The 21,383-nt window shown below is 30.4% G+C and carries 19 protein-coding genes and 1 pseudogene; 3 read left to right on the forward strand and 17 right to left on the reverse strand.

The window, feature by feature from the left end; translation table 11 throughout:
- Nucleotides 1-32: 32 nt before the first annotated feature.
- The 6 genes from mnmH to ABDZ93_RS03770 all read right to left on the reverse strand — a co-directional run bounded on the left by mnmH (nt 33) and on the right by ABDZ93_RS03770 (nt 7,437).
- A complete protein-coding gene (gene mnmH / locus ABDZ93_RS03745) occupies nt 33-1,067 on the reverse strand; it encodes a tRNA 2-selenouridine(34) synthase MnmH (protein WP_343823767.1) in 1,035 nt (344 codons plus the stop codon).
- A 381-nt stretch (nt 1,068-1,448) separates the two neighbouring features.
- Nucleotides 1,449-2,453, reverse strand: a complete 1,005-nt coding sequence (locus tag ABDZ93_RS03750; protein ID WP_343823769.1) for an alpha/beta hydrolase — start codon at nt 2,451-2,453, stop codon at nt 1,449-1,451.
- Nucleotides 2,454-2,657: 204 nt separating this feature from the next.
- Nucleotides 2,658-3,932 carry an L-cysteine desulfidase family protein gene (locus ABDZ93_RS03755; protein WP_343823771.1) on the reverse strand — a complete coding sequence of 425 codons (1,275 nt, stop codon included), beginning with the start codon at nt 3,930-3,932 and terminating at the stop codon, nt 2,658-2,660.
- Between the two features lie 139 nt (nt 3,933-4,071).
- Nucleotides 4,072-4,941: a radical SAM protein gene (locus tag ABDZ93_RS03760; RefSeq protein ID WP_343823773.1), complete on the reverse strand. Its 870-nt coding sequence runs from the start codon at nt 4,939-4,941 to the stop codon at nt 4,072-4,074.
- A 297-nt stretch (nt 4,942-5,238) separates the two neighbouring features.
- Entirely contained in the window at nt 5,239-6,036 is a 798-nt protein-coding gene (locus tag ABDZ93_RS03765; protein WP_343824521.1) for a rhomboid family intramembrane serine protease, read from the reverse strand.
- A gap of 225 nt (nt 6,037-6,261) precedes the next feature.
- Nucleotides 6,262-7,437, reverse strand: coding sequence for an FprA family A-type flavoprotein (locus ABDZ93_RS03770; RefSeq protein ID WP_343823774.1), 1,176 nt, complete (start codon nt 7,435-7,437; stop codon nt 6,262-6,264).
- A gap of 373 nt (nt 7,438-7,810) precedes the next feature.
- On the opposite strand from ABDZ93_RS03770, the gene ABDZ93_RS03775 reads away from it, so the two are divergent.
- The gene (locus tag ABDZ93_RS03775) at nt 7,811-8,389 is read left to right on the forward strand and encodes a sigma-70 family RNA polymerase sigma factor (RefSeq protein ID WP_343823775.1); all 579 of its coding nucleotides are present in this window, start codon (nt 7,811-7,813) and stop codon (nt 8,387-8,389) included.
- Nucleotides 8,390-8,709: 320 nt separating this feature from the next.
- Here the strand turns inward: ABDZ93_RS03775 and ABDZ93_RS03780 are convergent, their stop codons facing one another.
- The gene (locus ABDZ93_RS03780) at nt 8,710-9,525 is read right to left on the reverse strand and encodes an SGNH/GDSL hydrolase family protein (RefSeq protein ID WP_343823777.1); all 816 of its coding nucleotides are present in this window, start codon (nt 9,523-9,525) and stop codon (nt 8,710-8,712) included.
- 390 nt (nt 9,526-9,915) lie between these two features.
- Between ABDZ93_RS03780 and ABDZ93_RS03785 the strand changes: the two genes are divergently transcribed.
- Entirely contained in the window at nt 9,916-11,940 is a 2,025-nt protein-coding gene (locus ABDZ93_RS03785; protein ID WP_343823779.1) for a methyl-accepting chemotaxis protein, read from the forward strand.
- Nucleotides 11,941-12,099: 159 nt separating this feature from the next.
- Here ABDZ93_RS03785 and ABDZ93_RS03790 read toward each other — a convergent pair whose 3' ends face one another.
- Nucleotides 12,100-12,228: a hypothetical protein gene (locus tag ABDZ93_RS03790; protein ID WP_343823781.1), complete on the reverse strand. Its 129-nt coding sequence runs from the start codon at nt 12,226-12,228 to the stop codon at nt 12,100-12,102.
- A gap of 57 nt (nt 12,229-12,285) precedes the next feature.
- Between ABDZ93_RS03790 and ABDZ93_RS03795 the strand changes: the two genes are divergently transcribed.
- Nucleotides 12,286-12,714 carry a CBS domain-containing protein gene (locus tag ABDZ93_RS03795; protein ID WP_343823782.1) on the forward strand — a complete coding sequence of 143 codons (429 nt, stop codon included), beginning with the start codon at nt 12,286-12,288 and terminating at the stop codon, nt 12,712-12,714.
- 128 nt (nt 12,715-12,842) lie between these two features.
- Here ABDZ93_RS03795 and ABDZ93_RS03800 read toward each other — a convergent pair whose 3' ends face one another.
- From ABDZ93_RS03800 to ABDZ93_RS03840, 9 genes and pseudogenes are all read right to left on the reverse strand, one after another.
- Nucleotides 12,843-13,010: a hypothetical protein gene (locus ABDZ93_RS03800; protein ID WP_343823783.1), complete on the reverse strand. Its 168-nt coding sequence runs from the start codon at nt 13,008-13,010 to the stop codon at nt 12,843-12,845.
- Between the two features lie 136 nt (nt 13,011-13,146).
- Nucleotides 13,147-13,692 (reverse strand): HTH domain-containing protein, encoded by a 546-nt coding sequence (locus tag ABDZ93_RS03805; protein WP_343823786.1) that lies wholly within the window; start codon nt 13,690-13,692, stop codon nt 13,147-13,149.
- Nucleotides 13,693-13,888: 196 nt separating this feature from the next.
- Entirely contained in the window at nt 13,889-14,341 is a 453-nt protein-coding gene (locus ABDZ93_RS03810; protein WP_343823788.1) for a HepT-like ribonuclease domain-containing protein, read from the reverse strand.
- Nucleotides 14,342-14,343: 2 nt separating this feature from the next.
- Nucleotides 14,344-14,745: a nucleotidyltransferase domain-containing protein gene (locus tag ABDZ93_RS03815; protein ID WP_343823789.1), complete on the reverse strand. Its 402-nt coding sequence runs from the start codon at nt 14,743-14,745 to the stop codon at nt 14,344-14,346.
- Between the two features lie 374 nt (nt 14,746-15,119).
- Nucleotides 15,120-16,160, reverse strand: a pseudogene (locus ABDZ93_RS03820) (UDP-N-acetylglucosamine 4,6-dehydratase family protein); the annotation flags it as partial.
- A 70-nt stretch (nt 16,161-16,230) separates the two neighbouring features.
- Nucleotides 16,231-17,349, reverse strand: a complete 1,119-nt coding sequence (gene wecB / locus ABDZ93_RS03825; protein ID WP_343823791.1) for a non-hydrolyzing UDP-N-acetylglucosamine 2-epimerase — start codon at nt 17,347-17,349, stop codon at nt 16,231-16,233.
- Nucleotides 17,350-17,425: 76 nt separating this feature from the next.
- The gene (locus ABDZ93_RS03830; protein ID WP_343823793.1) at nt 17,426-18,868 is read right to left on the reverse strand and encodes a lipopolysaccharide biosynthesis protein; all 1,443 of its coding nucleotides are present in this window, start codon (nt 18,866-18,868) and stop codon (nt 17,426-17,428) included.
- A 308-nt stretch (nt 18,869-19,176) separates the two neighbouring features.
- Nucleotides 19,177-20,346 carry a glycosyltransferase gene (locus ABDZ93_RS03835; protein WP_343823795.1) on the reverse strand — a complete coding sequence of 390 codons (1,170 nt, stop codon included), beginning with the start codon at nt 20,344-20,346 and terminating at the stop codon, nt 19,177-19,179.
- Between the two features lie 16 nt (nt 20,347-20,362).
- Entirely contained in the window at nt 20,363-21,370 is a 1,008-nt protein-coding gene (locus tag ABDZ93_RS03840; RefSeq protein ID WP_343823797.1) for a glycosyltransferase family 2 protein, read from the reverse strand.
- Nucleotides 21,371-21,383: the final 13 nt, after the last annotated feature.

Raw genomic sequence — 21,383 nt, forward strand, 5'->3', positions numbered from 1 at the left:
ACTTAATATACATATTTTATTCAGAATCCTGTTTATTCTTCACATTTTAAATTATTTATAAAGCTTTTTAATTCTTCTACTCCTTCATCTATGGAGTTTATCATAAGCTTTTTATCATATTCATACTTATCAGAGCTATGAGTATATAGTGGATCATAGTACTTTACCATAAGTTCCTTTACCACTTCTTCATACTGATCATTATTAACCATATCACAATAAATTTCTATATTTTTTTCACTGATGTGTTTCTTTAATCTTCTTAGAGCATCACAAATTTCTTCATTACAACTATTACTTTTAGTATACTCATCAATTATTATCTTACTTCTAAAATCTAAGGGTGCATCTACAAAAATATGAAATCCATTTTTCATGTCAGAATGTATATATTCTGGAATTAAAACCTTCCCTATCCTTCTACTTTCTGCTTCAATGAAAACATATTTACCCTTAACTGCCTTTAACTCCTCATAGACATTAGATTCAAACTGCTTTTGACTAGTACCATCTCCAAGACCTACAGCACCTAATATTGAACCTCTATGGTTAGCACAGCCTTCTAAGTCCAATACATCATAGCCATCAGCTCTAAGCTTTTTTAAAATCTCAGTTTTTCCAACTCCTGTATTACCATGAAGTACTATATAGTTGACTTTTTCATTAACCTTAGGTAGCTGTTCATTAATGAAAGCTCTATATCCTTTATATCCATCCTTAATTCTACTAACTCTCATGCCAAGAGCACCTAAAAGATCTGTAATAGAGGCACTTCTCATGCCACCTCTAGCACAAAAAAGTACTACATTTTTATGCTCTTTTTCTAATTCATGAATTTTATCATATATATAAGGAAGTTTTTTAGATACTGTCTCTACTCCTACTCTCTTTGCTTCATCAGTACTTTTTCTAGTATATATAGTTCCAATAAGTGCTCTTTCTTCATCATTAAAAAGAGGAATACTTACCGCTCCGTTAATAGTAGCTTCATTATATTCCCCTGTACTTCTCACATCAACAAGGACATAGTCTCCAGTTAGATCTTTATATTCTATGGTTTTTGACATAATCATTCCTCCAAATTAAGTAACATCTTTCCATAAAGCAGTCATTCCCTTTACCATGGTAAACAATCCTTAATTTCCTTATAAACAGAGTTCTTAGCTTCTCTGAAGCTTTAGAAATCGTTATCCAGGGACGTAACAGCTCTTTACTCCCACTTTGAAGAAGATGGGAGTATTAGAGCTGATAGTCATCGAATATACCATAGTAATTTCAAATAACTACAACTCTATCTATTCTATATTGTAATGATTGATATGTCAAACCAGAGATAATCTTAAGGTTTATATTACTAACTTATCTATAATATAGCTTAAGGCATCTTCAAAAAATAAATAATTCAAAATATACTTCCCATCTTTGACTTGTTATTTATTTTCAAATGCCTAATTTTCACTTAAAGTACTACCTTCAATGAAGGTACCAGTGTAGGTCACTTCATTGCTAATATAATTATCACCTTGAACCCAGCTATTTAAACATTCCTTAATATCTTCTGTAACCTGATCTCTATTTATCTCATTTAATATTTCATGTCTTCCGCCTTCATATAACTTATAACTTAAATTTTTAATGCCTAAACTTTTAAAGGTGTTAACTAGAGATAATATTCCCTTCCCATAGTTTCCTACTGGATCCTTATCACCACTAATCATGGTTATAAATAAATTCTTCGGTATTCCGGCAAGGTTGTCCTTTTTGTGAATGGCCTTCATTCCCCTTAAAAAATCATAGAAAAAGGATACTGGAAACACTCCTCCACAATATGGGTCTAGAATATATTTTTCCACTTCATCCTCATCCCTACTTAACCAATCATATTTAGTTTTTTGATTTTCTACTAGCTTATTATAATTTCCAAAACCTAAATCATCCATTAACCTTCCACTAGCTCTTCTACCTCTAAGATTCATTATAACCTTTGACAAAAATATACCCATATTCATTGTAGAACTAGGCTTTCCACCAGTTCCTGATAAAATTACACCCTTAACTGTATCTCCATATATCTCCATATACCTTTGAGTTATAAAAGACCCCATACTATGTCCTAAAATATAAACATCCAGCCCCGGGTTTTCCTTTTTTATAAGATTATTTATTTCATATTGATCATGAACCATATCATGGAATCCATCATTATCACTAATATACCCTAAAGTACTTAAGCTTTCTGCGGATTTTCCATGACCTCTATGATCATCAGCATAAACTATAAATCCATCCTTTACTAATTCCTTTGCAAATCTATCATATCTGCTACCATATTCAGCCATACCATGGATAAGTTGTATAACTGCCTTAGGCTTAACACTTTCATCTAACTCCCACTTGTATAAATAAATCTCTTTTCCATCTCTCATTTTTAACTTCATTTCATTATACGTCATAATATAATCCTCACCCAAAAAATTTTATTTATATAATATTCAAATAATTTCCTTATAATAAATTATATATAAATTTTTCTAGGCTGACAACAGTTCAACAAAAAAAACGGTATGAAAATTGCTAAGCAATACATACCGATACAAAAATGATTATACATCTATTTCTACACTTTCATTAGAAGCTTGATTTACTAATTTATTTCTTTATTTACACATCATTAAGTTAAGTATAACTCTATCTGCATCAGCCATACCAACTACCCCTAAATCTGCCATGTTCTTTATAGTTCTCTCTACGTCCTCATGAACAATTCCATCATGGGATGAAACTTCTACTCCTTCTACTGCAAGGGCTGCACATAGTACTGATGTACCTACTGCCGTAGAAATTTTAAGAGCACATCCTGGTTTTGCTCCATCACAGACCATACCAGATACGTCCGCCACCATGTTTTTTATAGCTTTATTTATAGCACATAGTTCTCCTCCTAGCATATAAACAATGGCACAGCTAGCTCCAATTGAAGCTGCAACTCCACATCCACATAGAGCTGAAAGTCTTCCTATAAAGCTTTTTACATGAATAGTTATAAGATCACTAAGTGCTACTGCCCTAACTAAAGTATCATCACTAACGCCTAGTTTTTCTGCCGCTGCAATTACAGGTAAAGTAGCTGTTAAGCCTTGGTTTCCACTACCTGCTGTACTCATTACTGGCAGTGTACATCCATCCATTCTAGCATCAACACCTGCAGCCGTTAATCCCATAGCATAGGTTTGAAGAGAATCTGCAAACATCTTACTGTTCTTTCCATCCAATAAAATCTTTCCTGCTTTAAGTCCATATTCTTCTTTTCTTCCAGCCTCTGAAACTCTACGATTCATCTCTATACCTTCCATTAAGAACTCTATATCCTCATAAGGTACATTTTTTATAAATTCATATATATCTTTAACAGATAACTGTTCCTCATTTCCATTATCCTCAGTACTTACTGCCTTAACCTCTTCTATTTCAAATAATATCTCTTCATTTCTTGTAATTAAAACTATATTATTATGCTTATTTTTAATTATTACAGAAGAGCTATCATCTCCCCTATGTCCAATAACCTCTACATATAGTTTTTCCGGTGCTTTAGTAAGGTCTATTGTAACCTTGCCATCTGCTATATATTCCTTTGATTTCTCAATATCTGACTTAGTAACATCCTTTAAAACCTCTAATCCAGCCTCCGCATTACCACCTATAGCTCCAAGGGCTGCTGCAATATTTAATCCAACCATTCCTGTACCTGGTATTCCTACTCCCATACCATTTTTAAGAATATTACAACTAACAAGAACTGTAACTTTATCTGGAACTCCTCCTAAAGCTTGACTACATTTCGCTGTTGCAAGAGCAAGAGCTATAGGCTCCGTACACCCTAACGCTGGTATAACTTCTCTTTTAAGAATATTTATGTATGTATTTTTCATTATTAACATCCTTCCTTAATAGACTGTTTTAAATATAAATAGTACATTAATATTTCATTTTCATTAGGTAATGGTTTACATTTTTCAATGCTACTTATCGTAATAATTATAGCAAAGGGAGGGCTTTATTTCAATATTATTAAAGCCCTCTAAAATATTCTGGTTTAAAGTTATTTTGCCCTACTAAAAAGCCTTCTATATCCGAAAGTAATCTTTCCTTTTCTTTTCCTAAGACTGCTGCTAGTGGTGCATAGTTTGATGCATGATTGCTCCTAAATATACAATTTGTAAGTTCAAGATTTTTAACAAGGTGATATACTTCCTCCATTACTTGTATAGGATTTAAAAGTATAAGGTTTCCCTTTTGTATCTCTTCATATATAGGTGCATCTTCAGGAGTCATAAGGGTCAAAAGTCCCAAATAATCTGGATCTATGGCATTTATAACTTTTGCAGAGTTCAGAGCATGATTTTTCCAGTTCTCTCCCCCACCTAAGCCACTAATTAGAGTACATGATAATTTAATTCCACTATCCTTAATTTTTCTACCAGCTTCTATAAGTTCCTTTGCAGTTGCTCCCTTATTTACCTTAAGTAAAATCTCATCATCTCCACTTTCTATGCCTAGATATACCATATTTAATCCCTTGCTTTTTAAAAGCTTTAATTCTTCTTCTGTTTTAAGCAAAATAGATTTTGGACTAGCATACACAGTAATGCTTTTGCATTCTGGAAATAACTCTTTAATTTTATCTAAAATAGTAATAAGTATATGAGTAGGCATGATAAGGGCATCCCCATCAGCAATAAATATTTTTTCTATATATCTATATTTCTCTCTAGCCCAAGTTAAATCCTCAATTACCTCTTCTAGATTTCTCATTCTAAACTGCTTTGCCTTATACATATTACAAAAACTGCATTTGTTGTGAGAACAACCAATGGTAGCCTGAACTATTAAACTTCTTCCTTCACTAGGTGGCCTATAAACTGCACCTTCATATCTCATAGATTTTCCTCCTTCATATGTACTAATTAAAAGGGCTGCCTCAAAATTTAGCTAACCTATAACAGTGAACCTATAATTTTGATACATCCCTTAAATTTTTTTATAAACAGAGTTCTTTGCTTCAGAGGCTTTTTTTTCTCCCACTGAAGCTTACTAACAGAATTCTAAGTATCAGTATTTTCGATACTTAGAACTCGTTGTCCTTTAGGGTAAATCGTTATCTAGGAACGTAGCTACTCTTTACTCACACTTTGAAGAAGATGGGAGTCTTAGAGCAGGTAGTCATCGGATAAACTACTAATCATTAATATGTTCATGATTTTTCAAGTGATTCATGCAATATTCCTTATGTCCACTACATTTTGAACAATATCTAAACTCCATATTTGGGTCATCTCTTTCAGTTATTCCACATACAGTACATCTATGACGTACATAATCCTTCATCTCTATGACCTTAAATCTTTCCTTATTCTTCTTAACTTTCTTCTTAGTTTTAAATAACTCTATAAAGTCTTTTCCAAAGAAAATAAAGTAGTTAGCTAAAGATGCAAGAATCATGAGTTTTATTCCAACGCCACCCATTATAAACTGTTGTGCCAAAAGCACTGCATCAAAAATGGCTAAATATTTCATCTTAACAGGTAAAATGAAAAATAATAAAACCTCATGATTAGGATATATAGATGCAAAGGCTAAAAATAAAGTTAAATTTATAAAGGTTCCTGTAGCAGGACTTCCTCCAACTAAGGATACAATTATAGTAGCAATCATCCCTACTAAATAATATATATTAAATTTAAAGCTTCCCCAAGCCTGTTCTAATCCCATGCCTATAATATAATAGAAATAAAGGGTAAATAGTATCCAAAAGGCACTGGTTGCTGGTGGAATTAAAATAAAGGTAAATATCCTCCATACTTGACCTGCCATTACTGCCTCAGGTATTAGCATTAAGTTTTCTTCTAAACCTGGGCTTATGGTACTTAATAAAAACACAGCCAAATTAGCTGCTACAATGTATTTCATCAACCCATGAATGGCATGCTTGCCATATTTTCTCTCTAAATTATTTAACCACTTCAATATAATCACTCCTATAAAAATGCAATGAAATTTCTCAGTTTTCTTACATTTTACCATATTTTTTATCTATAGCCTATTCCTTAATAAAATCTTTCATGTAAACATATTATTAAGTATGTATTTTATATTAACTATGAAAAAAGGCATGGAATATAATATTAAATATTATATCTCATACCTTAATAATATACCATAATCTTTTATTATAAACTTAATTTACTTTAATTCTATAAATTATTTTAACATTCCAAGAAAGTTGCCAGCAAATTCATCTGCTAATTTAAGTTCTTCTTCACTTGGTACAAAGTTAAATTTAAAGCCTGAATCAATTACATTAAATTTAAGGCTCTTTAATCTTTCTGTAAGCATAGGAACGCTTTCACCACTCCAACCATAGGATCCAAAAGCACCCGCAATTTTACCACGATTTACAATTGCACTAACATGAGCAAGTAAATTCCAAGCTGGCTCTACTGCATCTTGGTTTATTGTAGGAGAACCTATCAGTATACCACTTGATCTATCTACAAGAGATACAAGTTCTCCTAAAGGTGTAGTTGTAATTTCATGAACTCCAGCCTTGACTCCCCTTCTCTCAATGGCATCCTTTAGGCAATTTGCAACCTTTTCTGTATTTCCATAGGCTGAAATATAAAATATTTGAATGTTTTTTTCTTCAATAGCCTCTTCCTTAGCCCAACTTTTATATAAATTTTTATAATACTCTCTATCGTCAATATGAACTGGGCCATGGCTAGGTGCAATAATTTCAGCTTCTATATTTTCAATCTTATCTAGGGCCATATTAACAAATCTTTTAAAAGGTCCCATAATAACATCAAAATAATATTTCATTTCAGTTTCATAGTTGCCAGAACAACTATCAGTAATGCATCCATTAGGTGAATAATGGCACCCCATAAAATCACAGGTGAATAATGTCTTTTCTTCTACTAAGTAAGTAAATATACTGTCAGGCCAGTGAAGATTTGGCGCATTTATGAATCTTAAAGTCTTGCTTCCTATAGATAGATCTCCTGAAGCATCCAAAGCTTTAAAATCCATGTTTATAATTCCTTTAAGATATCTTATTGCCGCCTTTGATCCAACAACCTGCACTTCTGGGTATTCCTTTAAAAGTTCCTTTAATGAACCACTATGGTCAAGTTCTGTATGTTGTACTACAATATAATCTATTTTCTTATCTCCAATAATAGATTTAATATTTTTTAAATATTTTTCGAAGTATCCATCCTTAACTGTATCAATTATAGTTATCTTTTCATCTTCAATTAAATAGGAATTATATGTAGTTCCCATTTGTGTTTCCATTATTATGTCAAACACTCTAAGTTCAGGATTATTAACCCCAACCCAATGAACTGAATTAGTTAATTTTAAAGGTTCCATTTTATTACCTCCGCATTCATATTATCTTCCATACCTACATATTAACAAACACTTATTATCTATTGCAAGATATTCTGCATTATTTTAAAAATTTTTAATAATACAGAAAGAATACGTTCAAGCTATTTAAAACTCTTATTTCTTAATAATATATATTATTCTGTTTTAATTATCAAATAATACAGAATATGAATTTGCTATAAATATTCTTCCCTCACACTTATATTTTAAAACACTAATACTACAATCCAAATTTTTCAAATTTTATATTTACACAAACTAATGTTTCTGCTAAAATTTCTTTGTTAGTTATATTCCACTTTTTCAAAAAAATGCATATATGTTATTAAAGTATTTTTAGGAGGTTATATCTATGAATTATTCGAAATTAGAGAATCTTATATTAAAAGCAAAAAATAAAGACCAAAGTGCTATGGAAGAATTGCTCAATGAATACAAATACTTAATAATCAAACAGGCTTCAAAGGTTCATGTCCGAGGCTATGAAATGGAAGACCTAATTCAAATAGGAAACATAACAATAATTCGTTGCTTAGAGAAATATATACAGGGAAAAGGTAATTTTACAGCCTATATTTCTTATGCAATAAAAAATAATTTTAATTATCTAATAAGACAAAGAGCAAAAGATAACGAAGTACAAACCATTGAAGCTCCAGTTAGCACTAACCTAAGAATAGAGGATACTTTAATAGCTGATGCATCAACTGAAGATAATTTTATAGAAAAAGAAATGTATAAACTTATAAAAAAAGAAGTGGACAACCTCCAAGAAAACTTAAGAGACTTAATAACCTTCATTTACATAAACTGTGAAGGAAACCTAAAAGAATATTCAATATCCAGAAGTCTTAACTACTCTACAGCAGCAAAAAGAAGAACCCTAGCCTTTAAAAAGCTAAGGTCCAAACTCAATTCTTTATGTGTATGAATACTTTCTAATATAATAGATAATTCTTATTGAAAATTCTTAGAAATGACAAAAGTTAATCAATACAGAAACCATTGAAAGTTTAATGTTAGAAATTTTTAGCTCCTACGTGTAAAATTGTTGTAATTCTTGCCACGGAAGGCAAGAGCTGAACACTGAGCCATGAAGGCGAATAGTGAAGGTAAACAATTTTATTAAGTAGGAGATTTAGAATTTCTTCATTAAATTTTGGTTTCAAATGATTAACTTGTCATGAATAAGAATTTTCATATATAATATAAATCTATATTATATGTTATGCATATCTACTTAAGTATATCCTACTTATATATTTTTTGTAACGCTTCACTGATCGTCTTGGCTACTTTTTCGTTTCCAGCTTCATTTAAGTTCATATTGTCTACAGTATATTGAGCTATATTTTCTGCTTCTATGCCACTTTTGTTAAATAAGTCTACTACTGGTATTGAATTTTTATCGCATACATCTTTAATGGCTTTAGCATAATCATCTAGTCCAAGTTCAATATTATTTTTATCAGGATAGCTTGGCTGTCCTTCAATATTCCCATGCTTTAATGGAGTTAAAAATACAGGTTTCACCTCGGGTTTAGCATTTTTTACTGCATTTATAACCGCTTGTACATCTCCATAAAAAGACTCAACTTCCCCACCATCATCTATAGTTCCGAGGGCTCTTCCTTTAGTATAGTCATTAGTACCTACCATAATCATTATTATATCAGTATCCTTAAGGGCCTCTTTATTAATGTAGCTAATCATACTACTCATAACTAAGCCATTATTAGAGTTATTAATTACACTTTTTAAATTCAAAAGATTCTTTACCTTTTCTTGATATGTACTTACTTTTGAAACTCCATCTCCAAGAGAAAGTAGAGTTTTTCCTTCTAAAGTTAATTTTTCTTCACTTTCTTGCTTTTCTTCCTCTATATTACCTTCTTTAGTCTCTTCTTCTGGTTTAGATGCTGTATTTATTGAGCTTTCATATTGCTTCTTGCTTTGTAAAATCTTTTCTTTTTCCTTCTTAGATTTATTTATACCTAAAGCTAAAGTAGCAATTAAAGCAATAGATAGTACTATGCATAATATGGTTTGTATCCTATCTTTTCTCATATATCCCCCTCCTTACCAGTATATTATATCCTATATTGGTATATTTTTAAACTAATATTGGTATTTCAGCACTACTTCCTTCAATCTTTATGTATTTACGATTCAATAGTTAACAGTATTTTTTTAACTTTTTAGATTACTTATATTTCTAAAAATTGATTCATCAAGTTAAAAAAAATAGTATTATTTGTATAAAATATTTCAATTGTGTTGTTTTATAGTATTATTTGTTATAATATAAATTGGAATGCAAACTACATATTTTGTAATATTTTTTATTAAAGGAATCCATTTACACCTTACCACATCTAACATCTTATAAATATCTACCCTTAAGTAATCAGTTATCAAGAATCAAAATCTATATATTCATTAAATGGAGGGATGGAAGTGAAAAGTCTAAAAAGCTTTATATGTAAATTTAAACTAAAAAGTATTAAAACAAAATTAGTTATCTACTTTTCTATACTAATTTTATTATCATCAATTTTATTAGAGTTGATTTCTACACAAAATATTAACGCTTCTCTTACAAAAGAAGCAGAAAAATCCCTAGTTTCACTAGCAGCTGAAGGAGCAAGAGTAACAGAGAGTAGAAGTGAAACCCAAGAACAGTGCTTAAAAACAATAGCTCTATTAGACAAAATAAAGAGCATGGATTGGAAATTACAACAACCTATACTACAAAGACAAGTAGAAGGTCTAAATTTTCTTGATATTGCTGTGGTTGATCCTGATGGTACTGCCCACTATTCAAATGGATCAACTAACCAATTAGGTGATAGAGAATACGTAAAAAAGGCTTTAAATGGCGAAGCGAACGTATCTGACTTATTAATTAGTCGTGTAACCAATGAAGTTGTTTTAATGTATGCAGCTCCTATTGAAAGAGATGGTAAAGTCGTAGGTGCTTTAATAGGTCGTAGAGACGGAAATGCTTTAAGTGAAATTATTGATGATGTCGGATATGGGGATGAAGGATATAGCTATATTATTAATAGTAATGGAACAATAATTGCTCATCCAGACAGGGAAAAGGTATTAAATCAGTTTAATCCGTCTGAAGAAATGAAAAAAAATAAAAGTCTAACTTCAATGTCTACACTACTTCAGAAAGCATTGAAAGACAAGCAAGGAGTCAGCACCTATTCCTTTGAAGGTGATGATTTATATGCTGGATATGCACCTATTGAAGGTACTGATTGGATACTTATTACTACTGCCAATGAGAGTGAGGTTTTATCTGCAATTCCTAGGCTACAAAGAACAATTACAATAGTTACTTCTGTAATCTTGTTTATTAGTATTGCTATTACATATTTAATTGGTAATTCCATTGCTAAACCTATTATAAAAACAATAAAACATTCAGAAAAAATAGCTAATTTAGATATTACAGAAGATGTTTCTGAAAACTATTTTAAAAAGAATGATGAAATTGGAGCCTTAGCCCAAGCTTTACAAAGCATAATTAATAATCTTAGGGATGTTATTGATAAAGTCAGTGATTCTTCCGAACAAGTTACTGCTGCTTCAGAGGAGTTGACGGCTACTTCACACCAATCAGCCAAAGCTGTAGACGAGGTATCAAAAACAGTAGAAGAAATAGCAATGGAAGCCTCTGAACAAGCACGAATTACAGAAGAAGGATCTTCAAAAGCTACTTTATTAGGAGAAATTATTGAAAAAGATCAAGAAAATGTGAGAAATTTAAATACTGCTTCAATGAAGGTAACCGAAGTGGTTAGTGAGGGATTAAATGACATTGATACCCTATCAAAAATAACAGAAGAAAGTAATGATGCAACAAAAGAGATATATGAAGTTATATTAAAAACTAATGATAGTTCTAATAAAATTGGACAAGCAAGTAATGTCATTGCCTCTATAGCAGAACAGACTAATTTATTAGCATTAAACGCAGCAATAGAAGCAGCAAGAGCCGGGGAAGCCGGTAGAGGATTTACAGTAGTAGCAGAGGAAATCAGAAAATTAGCTGAGCAATCTTCAACTTCTACAAAAGAGATTGATGGAATGGTTGATGAATTGCAAAATAATGCTAAAAATGCTGTAAATACAATGGAAAGGCTATCTAATATATCTAAAGAACAAGCTAGTAGTGTAATTAATACTAGAGATAAATATATGTTAATTTCTGAAGCAATGAATGAATCTGGAAAAGTAGTTAAGCAGTTAAATATTTCAGGAGAAAAGATGGAAAAAACAAAGTATGAAATATTAGATATTTTTGAAAAACTTTCAGCCCTTGCTGAAGAAAGTGCTGCTGCAACTGAAGAAGCAACAGCCTCCATGGAAGAACAAGCTGCCTCCATAGAAGAAATTGCAAGCTCTAGTGAAAACCTATCAAATTTAGCACAAAACTTACAAACAATTATTATGAAATTTAAAGTTTAAAGTTTAAAAGACCAAATTTATAATCTTTCTCAACATGAACCTCTGACTTCTTTTAGCCTCATGGTTCAACATAAAACTGAACATTTACACATTGCAAAAGCTGACGTGAAACATCACGTCAGCTTTATATTTGAGTCCAAGCTATGGTGTTATACTCTATTACTTGGACTCTATTACTTCATTATTGTTAAATCTCATCTTACTTTCAGTTTGAATTACTTTTCCAAAAGTTCCTTCAACAAAGACATCGTAACTTCCTATGGTAGGCTCCATAAAGAAAATATTCACCTTGCTAGCTAATAAATAGTAATTTAATTGGTTACTCTATATATGGAGGTGAATTATATGAAAGTAAAAGAAATCATGTCAAAAGATGTTGCTTGCTTAAACCCACAGGACTCTATTGAAAAAGCTGCTCAACTTATGAAACAATATAATGTTGGTTCCATACCGGTATGTAGTAACAATATGGTAAGTGGTATAGTTACAGATCGTGATATTGCTTTAAGAGCTGTAGCTTCAGGTCAAGATTCAGGCCAAACAACAGTCAGTAATATTATGACCTCAAACCCTACTGTAGGGAATCCAGAAATGGATGTTCATGATGCTGCTGAAATAATGAGCAAAGAGCAAATACGTAGGCTTCCTATCGTAGAAAATAATAGTCTTGTAGGGATTGTTTCATTAGGAGATATTTCTCTTGAGCCTATTCTTTCTGACAATGCACAAGATGCTCTAAAGAACATATCTCAACCAACAGGTAATCAAATGTAATTTTTTTCAGTGGGGTCAGACCCCATTACAAGTTTTTACAATGGGATTAGAACTCGTTACAACGGTCTCTAATCCCATTATCTATATATACCAACATTTTTAAATTATTTTATAATATATATAACTTGCTACCTTTTAACAATTTCATTAATCCTATTTATCATCTTGAACAATCTAGAATACTCCTTGTATATGCAAAAATATGGTACTTGTACAGCACCAAATCGCCTAAAGGAATTTTTCACATTTTCTATCATACTGCCTTCAAAGTCAAACTTTTTAGTATAATTAGCCACATGTCTTATTGCCTCTAATAGAACTAAGCTTGCTGCCCCTGCTTTTTTAATGTCATCTTATTATTGGCATAAAATTCCTCTGCAGATAAATCATATTTTATCTCAACTATCTTTTCAGCCTTTTTAATATTTCTTCTTAATGTACACCTTGATCAGAATGTATAAAAGCAGTCTTATCTAGATGTAGCCCTGGCGTAGCCATTAGTTTATGAATTGTACCTGTAGCTATATCAAGAGTGATTTTATCTGACAAGTTGATGAAACGAGAGCCCTTTTTATAACCTCTATGATTAAAAGCAATTAATATGGTATCACGCACTACCACGTCTGCTTTTTCGCGTTGTTTCCTTTTATCATTGCATTTTAAGTAGTTATAATATCCCGAACGGGATACATTAGCTGTTTTACACAAATGAGTATCATCTAAGCCTAGTACGCCCTTGTCTTTAAAAGCTTTTCGCCATCTAGCCCTAGCGACTTCACAATGCTTTTCACCTATAATACCAATATCAAAACCAGCTTCTTCGAAGATTAATCTAGATGTTTTTTCTTTCTTAGATTCAGCTATAAAATATATTTTAAACTCATTCGAATATGTTATTGATTTTTCGCTTACATTTTGAACATATTTATTCTTTGATAATAGTTCAACTTCTTCAGCAGTAAAAGTCTTTTTGCTCATTTTAATCACCTCATACTTTTATTGTACAAAAAGAACCTATACTGATAGGCTCTCTTTTTATAGTGTCTATCATATAGGTTCAATTTTACTATTTGAACATCTCTTTTGTCTTAATTATAAATTCAGCAAGTAGAACTTAAATTAAGGAATTTTTCAATAAATTCATCAGCCATCTTAAACCCTTCTTCACAGTCTCTTACTGCTTGTCACTAACAACTAATCTTATTTTCTCAGAAGAAGTTTCTAGAAATAAATCTAAAGTTATGATTTCAGATTTACATATATCTATAATTCTTTTTCTTGCTAACTTCCTTTGATAATAATCGTGAGTATACCTATTCCTAAGTCTCACTATCCCCTGAAGTTTCTTAGAATCCTCTGAAGATATGAATCCAAAGGTTGATGATAAATCTATTATATCTACCCCTGATTTATTAGGTATATAATTTTCTGTTGCTACTAAATATGTTTCACACATATCTAATATAAATTCACAGAAAGAATTAAAGTAAGATATCATAGCTTCATCTACTATTTCATCATCACTATTTGGGTTTCTCTTTAAACACTCTCTTATTTTCACTAAAAAAACTTTACTTTCTACAAGCTTTTCTTCCAACTTTTCTTTTTTATATTTATAATAAACCATAACTACACTCCTTTCTCCTTTAGGTGATAGTCTCTTATAATTTCTAAATACTCTCTATCTCTCTTAAAACATGAGTACCCAAGTATATAATCCAAATACTGTTCTTCCTGTAGTATGACTTTATTAGGACTTGATATCATAATTTCTCCAAATGGGTAAACAAAATCATTGATGAAGGTAATATGAATATTTTCATGATTAAAATACACTGATAAATGATTAGTTAAATAATCTTCTATTTCCATTTCCCTATTCCATTCTAGCTCTGTATTAGAAAGAACCATAACATCTATGTCACTTCGCTCCTTGTCCCAACAACTTTCATTGTAACTTCCAAAAGTGCATAAGGCTATAACATCATAGAGCATATCAATATCTATTCCACTTTCTTTAATTGATTTCATAATATCCTCCATTCTTTAAATCTATTTATTTATATTATAACCAAACTCCTTAAAAACTGCACTATATTTCATATTTTTAGCTTCTTCTATTATTAAACCTGTAGAAAGATTCAAACCCCGGTGGGGAAACTTAAACTTCTTTCAACCTAACGGCTCAGCATAAATGCTGATTGTGCAAAAAAAGAAGAATACCTAGATATTCTTCTCTCATTGAGTTTACCCTATGAAATATTTAACTATTTAAAATTTCCTCTAGGAAACTACATAAATATAGAACTATTTAACTATAAAACTATATAACTAGTTGTTGACGTAGCAAGGGTTTGCGAGATTTCAGCTATTTGGGATACCCCATAATCTAACACCATAGGGAAATATGTAGGAACCTTTTCTTTCATTAATTTTATAATTTGTTCTTTAGATATATTGTCTACATTTTTAAATTCATCTATAGATGATTCTATGAAGTTTATATTTGCTTCCTTGGGTTTTTCTACAAAGATTTTATCATGTTCCGTAGAAGTTAATGCAACTTCATCCATAAGTAGTTCTTCATAAAGTTTTTCTCCAGGTCTTAGACCTATATACTCTATCTTTATATCTTCCTCTGGCTTATAACCTGAAAGAGTTATTAACTCCTTTGCAAGCTCCACCATCTTAACTGGTTTACCCATATCAAGGACAAATATCTCTCCACCTTCTGCAAATCCTCCTGCTTGAATTACAAGCTGAGCTGCTTCTGGTATAGTCATAAAGAACCTAGTTATCTCTGGATGTGTCACTGTGACAGGTCCACCTTTTTCAATTTGCCTTTTAAATAGTGGTATCACAGAACCATTACTTCCTAAGACATTTCCAAATCTCACTGCTACAAAATCAGTTTTACTCACTTCATTAAAAGCTTGTACTATAAGTTCACAAAACCTCTTAGTAGCTCCCATTATATTAGTAGGATTCACAGCCTTATCAGTACTAATTAACACAAGCTTATCTACCCCATACCTATGAGCGCACTTAACCACATTATATGTGCCTATTATGTTGTTTTTAATTGCATCAGCCATATTCTCTTCCATTAAAGGCACATGCTTATGAGCTGCAGCATGAAATACAACATCAGGTCTATACTGACAAAACCCCTGATCCATTCTCACTAAATCCCTCACTGAAGTAATTATCACACTTTTACACACCTGAGGACAGTTTCTATTAAGCTCCATTTGTAAATCATAAGCATTGTTTTCATATATATCTAAAATAAGAATTTTCTTTGGTGAAAATTTAGTTATCTGCCTTATTATCTCTGAGCCAATACTTCCTCCACCACCGGTTACAAGAATAACCTTATCCTTGATATATCTATCAATATGGTCTGATTTAAGTTGTATTGTATCCCTACCTAATAAATTCCTAATGTCTATATCCTTCATATTTCAATCTCCTAGTATTTAAAGACTATTTTGAAGCAGCAACTTCCTCTAATGTTCAAGTTTCTTGAACAAAAGTGCCTAGACCCTCCAATATATCTGCTATTCTCTTACTGGCAAAACCATCACCATATGGATTACTTGCATGGCTCATTTTTTCATATTCTAATTTATCCTCAAGTAATAACTTAAATGTATTATAAATAATCTCTTCATCAGTTCCCACTAATTTTAACGTACCAGCGGCTATTCCTTCAGGTCTCTCTGTGGTGTCACGCATAACAAGCACAGGCTTACCTAAACTTGGAGCTTCTTCCTGGATACCACCACTATCAGTTAAAATTAAATAGGACCTAGAAAGGAAATTATGAAAATCTAATACATCAAGTGGATCAATTATTCTAATCCTATCACAATCACCAAGAATCCCATTTGCAGCTTGTCTTACTATAGGATTCATATGAATAGGATAAATAGCTTTAATATCTGGGGTTTCATCTACTATCCTTTTAATAGCTCTAAACATATTTCTCATTGGTTCTCCTAGATTCTCTCTTCTATGAGCAGTTATCATAATAAGTCTACTATCTTCTGCCCATTTAAGTTGGTCATGAGTATAATCTTCCCTAACAGTAGTTTTTAAGGCATCAATGGCAGTATTTCCAGTAACATAGATAGATTTGGATTCTTTACCTTCTTTAAGTAAATTTTCTTTAGATAATTCAGTGGGAGCAAAATTATACTTTGCTATAATCCCAACAGATTGTCTGTTAAACTCTTCTGGATATGGTGAATATATATTATAGGTTCTGAGTCCAGCTTCAACATGTCCAATTGGAATCTGTAAATAAAAACAAGCTAAAGCTGTAACAAAAGTTGTTGACGTATCTCCATGAACTAACACCACATCCGGTTTTACTTCTTCCAATACCTCTTTGATTCTATTTAAAATATTAGTTGTTACATCAAAAAGCGTTTGTTTATCTTTCATTATAGATAAATCATAATCAGGAATAACATCAAAAGCTTCAAGAACTTGATCTAGCATTTGACGGTGCTGTCCAGTTACACAAACAATTATTTTAATATTTTTTCGTGTCTTAAGTTCTTTTACCAAAGGGCACATCTTTATGGCTTCTGGTCTTGTACCAAAGACGAGCATTATTTTTTTCTTCATTTTCATATACCCACCTATAATTTTAATTTTTATAGCTTACTAGCATAATTTCAAAATTTATATATAAATATTTAATCTACCTTTTCACTTTTTTGCTTTTAACTATTAGTTTTAATAATTTTAAACTTTTAAGTATAGTATCTTTATATAGCACAGATACAATAAATGTTGATATTAAAGAAGCTAAAAATATAACCATATTAAATTTGTAAAAGCTAGAATAAGTTGCAAACATATATACTATAACAGTAGATATAGCTAAAGTTTTTAATTTATAATTTACCTTGTATTCCTTTTTAGACATATACGTTCTCATTCCAAAGAAAACCACATACGCTACTCCCGTCGAAATCGCAGCTCCTTTAGCTCCATAAATTGGTACTAAAAATGAGTTTCCTAATAAATTAACTATTGCTGCAACAGACGCTATTAGTATATGCTTCTTAGTTTTTCCTTTAAAATTTATTCCCATAACAGTTGTTTCAGATATGGTATACATTATTGGCATAAAAACTAAGTATGGAAATATAAATACAGCATCTCTGTAATTAGGTCCTAATAACAAAACGACTATATCTTTCATTGTTATTAGTCCTATCGCCAGAAATAACATAACTACAGTTACAATATTATTAATCTTTACAAAGAAACTTTTATCATCAGGACTATTATTATAATGTTCATATGCAACAGGCACCCAAAACGTTGTGAACGCACTTTGAAACGTATTTAACAACCCCACTATAGTCATAGCCGAGCCATAAAGTCCTACTTCCTTATATCCACAAAAATGATTTATAAATAGCTTATCAATTGACTGAAACAACCACGTAATTACCATTGTAAAAACTAGAGGAAATCCATATACCATAAGTTGCCTTGTTGTTACCTTTAGTTCAGTATTTTGGTCAAATTTAAACCATTCTTTTCTTTCTAATATTATAGCCAATATGCTAACCAGTATATTGGAAATAATTATTGACAGTACTAAAGTCATATAATTATTATTATATCTAAAATAAAGTAATCCGACTAATATTAAATTTGTTATTTTAGTAAGTACAGATAAAAATGAATAAAGCTTTGCGTTTTGCTTCATTCTTATTTGTAGCAAAGCAAATCTATTAATTACCAGTCCTACTATATGTAATGCTATAAAAAATGCAACTCCTAAACTTTCTTGCCCTACAATATACATAGATATACTTCTATTAAAGAGCAGTATCAATTCTCCTATGACTATACTTATCAACAAAGGTACTTTTATACATTTTCTTAGCAATTTACCTCTACTATTTAACTCTTCTTCATAGTAATATTTAACATATGATTGGTCTATTCCAACCATAACTATTACCATTGCTAAATTGGCTACTGTAGTAAACATATTAAATTTACCCATTTGACTCGGATCATCTATAAGCCTAGTAATAATAGGAGATGATATGAATCCCAGCAATAAAACTATACAATTTCCCATTGCAAATTGAATAAACTTTTTCAACAAATTATTATCCATTATACTCCTTTACCTTGTTATATTTTTTATACTACGTCTTAGATTCTACTCAAATTTCTTTAACTCGTGTACTAAGCAGTATGACTCTAATCCTGTATAATGTCCGTAAAATAATCCTATATTCATATTTATAAAATTCTACTTACTATCTTAAGCATCTATTCTGCTTTAGTATCCATATTAATTTTGTTAAATATCATATCTAACTCATTTATAACAGCTATATCTACTTTTCTCGTTCAGTTTTGCTATCCATTCAGCCTCTATACTTTCTGATACACCTATGTACAATGTACCTTTGTATACTACTATAGAATGTTTTGCTTATTCTTCTTATTGTTGCAATTATTAAATCCTATTAACCTTAACTCTCTATCAATATTATGCCTTCCACACTTATTTAACATAAATTCAGAGCCTAATTGCGACTTTCTTATAAAATCATCACTATCACTATATATCGTATCAAAAGCTTCAATAAAGTCATCAACATCATTACATAAAAATCCAAAGTTATTAGTTACAAACTCAGGAATAGCAGTATTATTAGATACTATTGGAACTAATCCACTTGCTATCGCTTCACACATAGACACACCTTGAGCATCTTGTCTTGTTGGAGATAAAATTACCCCATGCTTACTATGTAATTTAGCAATGTCCGATTGACTTAAAAAAGTTTTATGTATATTAACATTTTTAAATTTTTTAAGTGGCTTTAAAGTTTTATCAAATAAATAGCCATCACCATAAAAATCAAAAATTAATTCATCAAAATAAGCTCTTTTAGATAACCTTAGTACTGTTTTAACCGAAATGTCATTAGCATATTTTTTACTTGAATATGGTCGTATACTTAAAATTTTAAACCTATGTTTTTCGTTTTTTTTATGATAATAAAACAACGTATCATCAATAATGTTTGGTATTATTTCATATCTTGACGCATTTAAAATCGTTTTAGAATCTAACGCTAAAATATCCTTCATCCACTCAGATACAAAAATATATTTTATATTTAATTTTTTATTTAAAATTAGCTCTCTCATAAATTTCATCTGCTTTGTATTACAATAAATGTACTTGATAAAACTCAAAATAGATTTTAAGTTAAAACTTAAGTTGAATATACGTCTTTTCCAAGATAAAGCCTCGGTTCCATGAATCCATATAAATATCTCATAATCTTCATTGACTGATGTAATAGCTTTTATCATATGGATATCAACAAAATGAATAAAAATTTTAGCTCTTAAATTGTTTAAAAGTAGTTTTCTAACATTCTCACTATTACCTTCATAAACAACAACATTATCAAATTCATACTTTTTTATTATTTTATGCTCTGGTCTTATAACTATAACAAAACCCTCATAACCTTTTTCTAAATAGTTAATTACTCTTCTATGAACAAAAGCATTATTATAAAGTTTATTTTCGCTAGGATAACCATTTGTCACCACGATAAAATCATTCATCCTTATATCCTTTCTATTAAGTTCTTAGATATTTTTTATATAATAATTCTACAAAAAAGCTCGGTAAATAATAGATTGTAAAACATGCAATTTTTTCTTTAATATTTAACTTTGATAATAGTAATATGTCTAACAACATTGAAAATCTATTCTTATTTATATACCTAACTGAATCTTTTTTTAAGATTTTAAATGTACTCTTAAAATTCTTCTCAAAATTATATGTGTATAGCAATAAACCTTGAGAAAATAAATTCATATATAATCTTATTTTAAAATACCTTTCAAACTTATCATAAAGAGAATTTTCAACCAATATTCTCTTCAAATACTCAAGTTTAGTTATTGTTCTTTCAAATATATGGTATTCATATCTTTTTGATTTACTCCCCACTCTTTGATAGTAATAGTAGTAATTATTATCGATAGTTGAAACTGAATTACAATACACTAAATACTCTAGAATAAAAACCTGATCTTGACCACTCGTTACTTCTTCTGGACAGTAAATATTATTTTCTTTTATTATTTTTGATTTAAAAATCTTATCACACATCAAAACTGTTAATGTACTTTCTCCTATAAAATACTCTTTAAATATCTCATCACCTTTAAAAATAGTTTTAGATGTTTTACTTTTAGTTTTATATAAATTATCATATACCTTGGTGTGACCACAAATTGTTAAATCAGAATTACTTTCAACTAATCTATCATATAAACTTTTTACAAAATCTTCATGTAGGTAATCATCAGGATCAATAAATATGATATAACTCCCTGTTGATTTCTTAATTGCGTTATTTCTTGCACAACTTACACCTTTATTCTCTTGATTAATAATATTAATTCTACTGTCAACCTTCGAATATTCTTTAGCTACTTCTAATGTTCTATCAGTAGAACCATCATTAACAATAATAATTTCTATATTTTCATATGACTGATTTATCAATGAATCAATACATTTTCCAATATATTTTTCCACATTATAACTAGGCAAAATAACACTTATTTTTTCCATATTGCATCATCCT

The organism is Clostridium subterminale (assembly GCF_039521425.1).
In the GTDB taxonomy this organism is placed as follows: domain Bacteria; phylum Bacillota; class Clostridia; order Clostridiales; family Clostridiaceae; genus Clostridium_J; species Clostridium_J subterminale.